Source organism: Delftia sp. PE138 (assembly GCF_018320755.1).
In the GTDB taxonomy this organism is placed as follows: domain Bacteria; phylum Pseudomonadota; class Gammaproteobacteria; order Burkholderiales; family Burkholderiaceae_C; genus Comamonas; species Comamonas tsuruhatensis.
The window spans coordinates 258,301-264,300 of sequence record NZ_JABEPN010000009.1 but is presented as its reverse complement, the minus strand read 5'-3'; the positions used below and the strand labels follow the sequence as shown (position 1 = coordinate 264,300).

The 6,000-nt window shown below is 63.8% G+C and carries 5 protein-coding genes; all 5 read right to left on the bottom strand.

The genetic code is table 11. The annotated features are described in order from the left end of the window. The coding region (locus HFGMBDPB_RS30100; RefSeq protein WP_502757481.1) for a helix-turn-helix domain-containing protein at positions 1 to 154 on the bottom strand (154 nt) is incomplete at its 3' end. A gap of 191 nt (positions 155 to 345) precedes the next feature. Then, entirely contained in the window at positions 346 to 789 is a 444-nt protein-coding gene (locus tag HFGMBDPB_RS25775) for a DUF4149 domain-containing protein (RefSeq protein ID WP_016447472.1), read from the bottom strand. A gap of 44 nt (positions 790 to 833) precedes the next feature. After that, positions 834 to 1,310 (bottom strand): transcription elongation factor GreA, encoded by a 477-nt coding sequence (gene greA / locus HFGMBDPB_RS25770; protein ID WP_016447473.1) that lies wholly within the window; start codon positions 1,308 to 1,310, stop codon positions 834 to 836. Positions 1,311 to 1,561: 251 nt separating this feature from the next. Further along, positions 1,562 to 4,810, bottom strand: a complete 3,249-nt coding sequence (carB, locus tag HFGMBDPB_RS25765) for a carbamoyl-phosphate synthase large subunit (protein WP_016447474.1) — start codon at positions 4,808 to 4,810, stop codon at positions 1,562 to 1,564. Further along, positions 4,803 to 5,975 (bottom strand): glutamine-hydrolyzing carbamoyl-phosphate synthase small subunit, encoded by a 1,173-nt coding sequence (gene carA / locus HFGMBDPB_RS25760; protein ID WP_016447475.1) that lies wholly within the window; start codon positions 5,973 to 5,975, stop codon positions 4,803 to 4,805. The genes carB and carA overlap by 8 nt, the downstream gene beginning before the upstream one ends. Positions 5,976 to 6,000: the final 25 nt, after the last annotated feature.

Sequence of the window (6,000 nt, the reverse complement as noted above, 5' to 3'; positions counted from 1 at the left end):
CGGCCACTTGCGTTTGCGATAACCCCTGCTGCTTCATGCGTTGCAGCACCGAGATCTTGAACTGCGCGCTGTACTCGCTGCGCTTCTTGCGCAACGCGCTCTCGCCGTGCTCCCGGTAGGCGTTGACCCATCCGCGCAGGCAGGAGCGGCTCACACCTTACTGCTGCGCCAGCGTCCTGTAACCGGCCGACCCCGATAAATATTTCTGAACAACTTCGAGCTTCAAGCGCTCATCGTGCTTCGCCATGAAAAACACCCCATAGGTTGGACTGGTGTCCAACTTTTGGGGTGCAGTTCATTGCGGGCGTTTTTGTTTGGCATGGTGCTGAACCGGCAGGACCGGGATCAGGCCGTGGCCCGGGTGTTCGCTTGAGACGAACGGCCTATGCGCCACAGCACGACGAGCGCACACAGCCACTGCAGCGCATACATCACCGTGCCCACGCTGTGCCACAGCTTGAGGTTGTCGCGTGCAACGATGCGCGGCGACACGCCGTACTGGACGACAAATGCCAGCAGCATGCCTGCGATCACAAAGCCCAGGCAGGCCTTGGCCCAGGGCTGCAGGACCGACTCCTTGCTGCGCCGGGACAGGACCAGCAGCACGGCCGCGCAGGCGATGGACACCCAGGTCTGCGCGGCAAATAGCTTGGCAGCCATGAAGCCCGCGACAGCCGGCGTGGGCAAGTGGGCGAACAGCATGGGCACGGCCATGAAGCCGATGGCCGACAGGCTACCCCACCACAGGGCAGCAGCCAGCAGGGGAACGCGCTCGTACAGGTTGCTCATGGGCTTAGGCCTTCCTCAACGATCGAGGCACAGGCACCGACTCATCAGAGGTAGCGCACCGACACCACTTCATAGCGGCGCTCGCCGCCCGGTGCCTGCACGACAGCGGTATCGCCTTCTTCCTTGCCGATCAGCGCGCGTGCGATGGGGCTGGAGACGTTGATCAGGCCCAGCTTGAGATCGGCTTCGTCCTCGCCGACGATCTGGTACTTGACCGTGTCGCCGCTGTCCTCGTCTTCGAGTTCAACCGTTGCACCGAAGACCACGCGGCCGCCGGCATCCACGGCGGAGGGATCAATGATCTGGGCTGCGGACAGCTTGCTCTCTACCTCGGCAATGCGGCCCTCGATGAAGCCTTGGCGGTCCTTGGCGGCCTCGTACTCGGCGTTTTCGCTCAGGTCGCCCTGGGCACGGGCCTCGGCGATGGCCTGGATGATGGAAGGACGCTCCACGGTCTTCAGACGGTGCAGCTCGTCCTTGAGTTTCTCGGCTCCGCGCTTGGTGATGGGAATGGTGGCCATTGAAAAGTCTCCATGTGCAGCAAACGCCGCGCGTTGCGCGGCTTCTTTGGCACAGGCGGGCCGGCAGTATGGCGGCAGGGCCTGCGCCCCAAAAGCAAACCGCCGCACGTTGCCGCGCGGCGGTTTCATCAAGTCATGTGGTCCATTATGCCGCGTTTGACCACCAGCTTCGGTGGGAAAACCCGGCGGCACTGTCGGACAGTGCCGCCGGCTGCACCTCGTCAGAAACGAGGGGCGGCAGCGCGCATGGATCAGGCCGTTTGCAGCTGGGCGTGCAGTTCCTGGACGGAGTGCACATCCATGTTGCCCATGGACTTCATGCCTTCGACGGCGGCTTCGGCACCGAAGATGGTGGTGAAGGTGGTCACGCGCGCCAGCAGGGCGCTGGTGCGGATGGCTCGCGAGTCGGCGATGGCGTTGCGGCGCTCTTCCACCGTGTTGATGACCATGGCGATCTCGCCGTTCTTGATCATGTCCACGATGTGGGGACGGCCCTCGGTCACCTTGTTGACGAGCTGCACCTCGATACCTGCCTCGGAGATGGCCGCTGCCGTGCCGCGCGTGGCGCACAGCACGAAGCCCATGGCAGCCAGTTCCTTGGCCACGGCCACGGCGCGCGGCTTGTCGGCGTTCTTCACGGTCAGGAAGACCTTGCCCTGGGTGGGCAGTGCCACGCCGGCGCCCAGCTGGCTCTTGACGAAGGCTTCGCCAAAGGTCTTGCCCACGCCCATGACTTCGCCGGTGGACTTCATCTCGGGGCCGAGGATGGTGTCCACGCCCGGGAACTTCACGAACGGGAAGACGGCTTCCTTGACGCTGAAGTACGGCGGCGTGACTTCCTTGGTGATGCCTTGCTGGGCCAGCGTGTCGCCGGCCATGCAGCGCGCAGCCACCTTGGCCAGCTGGATGCCCGTGGCCTTGGAGACGAAGGGCACGGTGCGCGAGGCACGCGGATTGACTTCCAGCACGTAGATCACGTCGCCATCTGCCGTTTCCTTGATGGCGAACTGCACGTTCATCAGGCCGACCACGCTCAGCGCGTTGGCCATGGCAGCCGTCTGGCGCTTGATCTCGGCCACGGTCTCGGGCTTGAGGTAGTAAGGCGGCAGCGAGCAGGCGGAATCGCCCGAATGCACGCCGGCCTGCTCGATGTGCTCCATCACGCCGCCGATGAAGACGGCGCCTTCGCGGTCACGCACGCAGTCCACATCGCACTCGATGGCGTTGGACAGGAAGTGGTCCAGCAGCACGGGCGAGTCATTGCTGACCTTGACGGCTTCGCGCATGTAGCGCTCCAGGTCGCGCTGCTCATGCACGATTTCCATGGCACGGCCACCCAGCACATAGCTGGGACGCACGACCAGGGGGTAGCCCAGGCCGGCCGCCTTTTCCAGCGCTTCGGGCTCGGTACGGGCCGTGGCATTGGGCGGCTGGCGCAGGCCCAGCTCATGCAGCAGCTTCTGGAAGCGCTCGCGGTCTTCGGCCGCGTCGATCATGTCGGGCGTGGTGCCGATGATGGGCACGCCTTCCTTTTCCAGGCCCAGGGCGAGCTTCAGGGGCGTCTGGCCACCGTACTGCACGATGACGCCGACCGGCTTCTCGACAGCCACGACTTCGAGCACGTCTTCCAGCGTCAGCGGCTCGAAATACAGGCGGTCCGAGGTGTCGTAGTCGGTGGACACGGTTTCGGGGTTGCAGTTGACCATGATGGTTTCATAGCCGTCCTCGCGCATGGCGAGCGCGGCATGCACGCAGCAGTAGTCGAACTCGATGCCCTGGCCGATGCGGTTCGGGCCACCGCCCAGCACCATGATCTTTTTCTTGTCCGTCGGCTCGGCTTCGCACTCCTCGTCATAGGTGGAGTACATGTAGGCCGTGTCGGTGGCGAACTCGGCAGCGCAGGTGTCCACGCGCTTGAACACGGGGCGCACGCCCAGTGCCTTGCGCGCCTCGCGCACGGCCTTGTCGGTGCTGTGCAGCAGCTTGGCAAGGCGGCGGTCGGAGAAGCCCTTTTGCTTGAGCGTGCGCAGCGTGGTGGCGTCCAGTGCAGCCAGCGCGGCATCGCCCTTTTCCTCGTAGACCTTGTCCAGTTCGAGTTCGATCTTGACGATCTCTTCGATCTGCACGAGGAACCACTTGTCGATCTTGGTGATGTTGTGCACTTCGTCCAGCGTCCAGCCGGCAGCAAAGGCGTCACCCACATACCAGATGCGGTCCGGACCTGGTTCACCGAGTTCCTTTTCGAGGATCTCGCGGTCCTGGGTCTTTTCGTTCATGCCGTCCACGCCGACTTCCAAGCCGCGCAGCGCCTTCTGGAAGGATTCCTGGAAGGTGCGGCCAATGGCCATGACCTCGCCCACGGACTTCATCTGCGTGGTCAGGCGGTTGTCGGCAGCCGGGAACTTCTCGAACGCGAAACGCGGGATCTTGGTGACCACGTAGTCGATCGAGGGCTCGAACGACGCAGGCGTCTTGCCGCCCGTGATGTCGTTCTTGAGTTCGTCCAGCGTATAGCCCACGGCCAGCTTGGCAGCGACCTTGGCGATGGGGAAGCCCGTGGCCTTGGAGGCCAGCGCCGAGGAACGCGACACGCGCGGGTTCATCTCGATGACGATCATGCGACCGTCCTTCGGATTCACCGAGAACTGCACGTTGGAGCCACCCGTGTCCACACCGATCTCGCGCAGCACCGCCAGCGAGGCGTTGCGCATGATCTGGTATTCCTTGTCGGTCAGCGTCTGCGCGGGCGCCACGGTGATCGAGTCGCCGGTGTGCACGCCCATGGGGTCCAGGTTCTCGATGGAGCAGATGATGATGCAGTTGTCCGCCTTGTCGCGGACGACTTCCATCTCATACTCCTTCCAGCCGAGCAGCGATTCCTCGATCAGCAGCTCATTGGTCGGCGACGCTTCCAGGCCGCGCTTGCAGATGGTCTCGAACTCTTCGGGGTTGTAGGCAATGCCGCCGCCCGTGCCGCCCAGCGTGAAGCTGGGGCGGATGACGGTGGGAAAGCCCATCTCCTTTTGCACGGCCCAGGCTTCGTCCATCGAATGGGCGATGCCCGAGCGTGCCGAACCCAGGCCGATGCGCGTCATCGCATCCTTGAACTTGAGGCGGTCCTCGGCCTTGTCGATGGCCTCGGGAGTTGCGCCGATCAGCTCGACCTTGTATTTGTGCAGCACGCCGTTGCGCCACAGGTCCAGCGCGCAGTTCAGCGCGGTCTGGCCGCCCATGGTCGGCAGGATGGCGTCGGGACGCTCCTTGGCGATGATCTTCTCGACCGTCTGCCAGGTAATGGGCTCGATGTAGGTGACGTCGGCCGTGGCCGGGTCGGTCATGATCGTGGCAGGGTTGCTGTTGATCAGGATGACCTTGTAGCCCTCTTCGCGCAACGCCTTGCAGGCCTGCACGCCGGAGTAGTCAAACTCGCAGGCCTGGCCGATGACGATGGGACCGGCGCCAATGATCAGAATGCTTTTGAGGTCGGTGCGCTTAGGCATTTTTGTGTTTCTCCATCAGCGCCGTGAAGCGGTCAAACAGGTAGGCGATATCGTGCGGGCCGGGGGAGGCCTCGGGGTGGCCCTGGAAGCAGAACGCAGGCTTGTCCTTGTGCTCAAGGCCTTGCAGCGTGCCGTCGAACAAGCTGATGTGCGTGGCGCGCAGCGTGTCGGGCAGGGACTCCATCTCCACGGCAAAACCGTGGTTCTGGCTGGTGATGCTGACCCGGCCGTTGTCCAGGTCCTTGACGGGATGGTTGGCGCCGTGGTGGCTGTTGGCCATCTTGAAGGTCTTGGCGCCAGCGGCCAGGGCCATGATCTGATGACCCAGGCAGATGCCGAAGACGGGCTTGCCGGACTCCACCAGTTCCTTGGTCGCGGCAATGGCGTAGTCGCAGGGCTCCGGGTCGCCAGGGCCGTTGGACAGGAAAACGCCGTCGGGGTTGAGTGCCAGCACATCCTTGGCGGGCGTCTTGGCCGGCACCACGGTCAGCTTGCAGCCGCGCTCGGCCAGCATGCGCAGGATGTTGAACTTCACGCCGAAGTCATAGGCCACCACATGGAAACGCGGGGCCTGCTGCTGGCCGTAGCCTTCGCCCAGCTTCCACTCGGTTTCCGTCCATTCGTACTGTTGGGCGGCGCTCACCACCTGGGCCAGATCCAGGCCCTTCATGCTGGGGGCCGCCTTGGCCGCAGCCAGTGCCTCGTCGATGCGCGCCTGGGTCACTTCTTCGCCAGCGGCCAAACCGACGATGGCGCCGTTTTGTGCGCCCTTGTCGCGCAGCAGCCGTGTGAGCTTGCGCGTGTCGATGTTGGCAATCGCCACCGTGCCGCTGCGCGTGAGGTAGTCGGGCAGGGTCTCGGACTTGCGGAAGTTGCTGGCCAGCAGCGGAAGGTTCTTGATGATCAGGCCCGCCGCATGGACCTTGCCAGCCTCGACATCCTCTGCGTTGACGCCGTAGTTGCCGATGTGCGGATACGTGAGCGTCACGATCTGCTGGCAGTAGCTGGGGTCGGTGAGGATTTCCTGGTAGCCGGTGATCGCCGTGTTGAAAACGACTTCACCAACCGTGGTGCCTTGCGCACCGATCGAGTTGCCAACAAAGACCGTGCCGTCTGCGAGCGCCAGGATGGCGGATGGGAATGCTCCCTTGAGAGACAAAAGCACTGGGTTCTCCGGTTCTAATTACGGT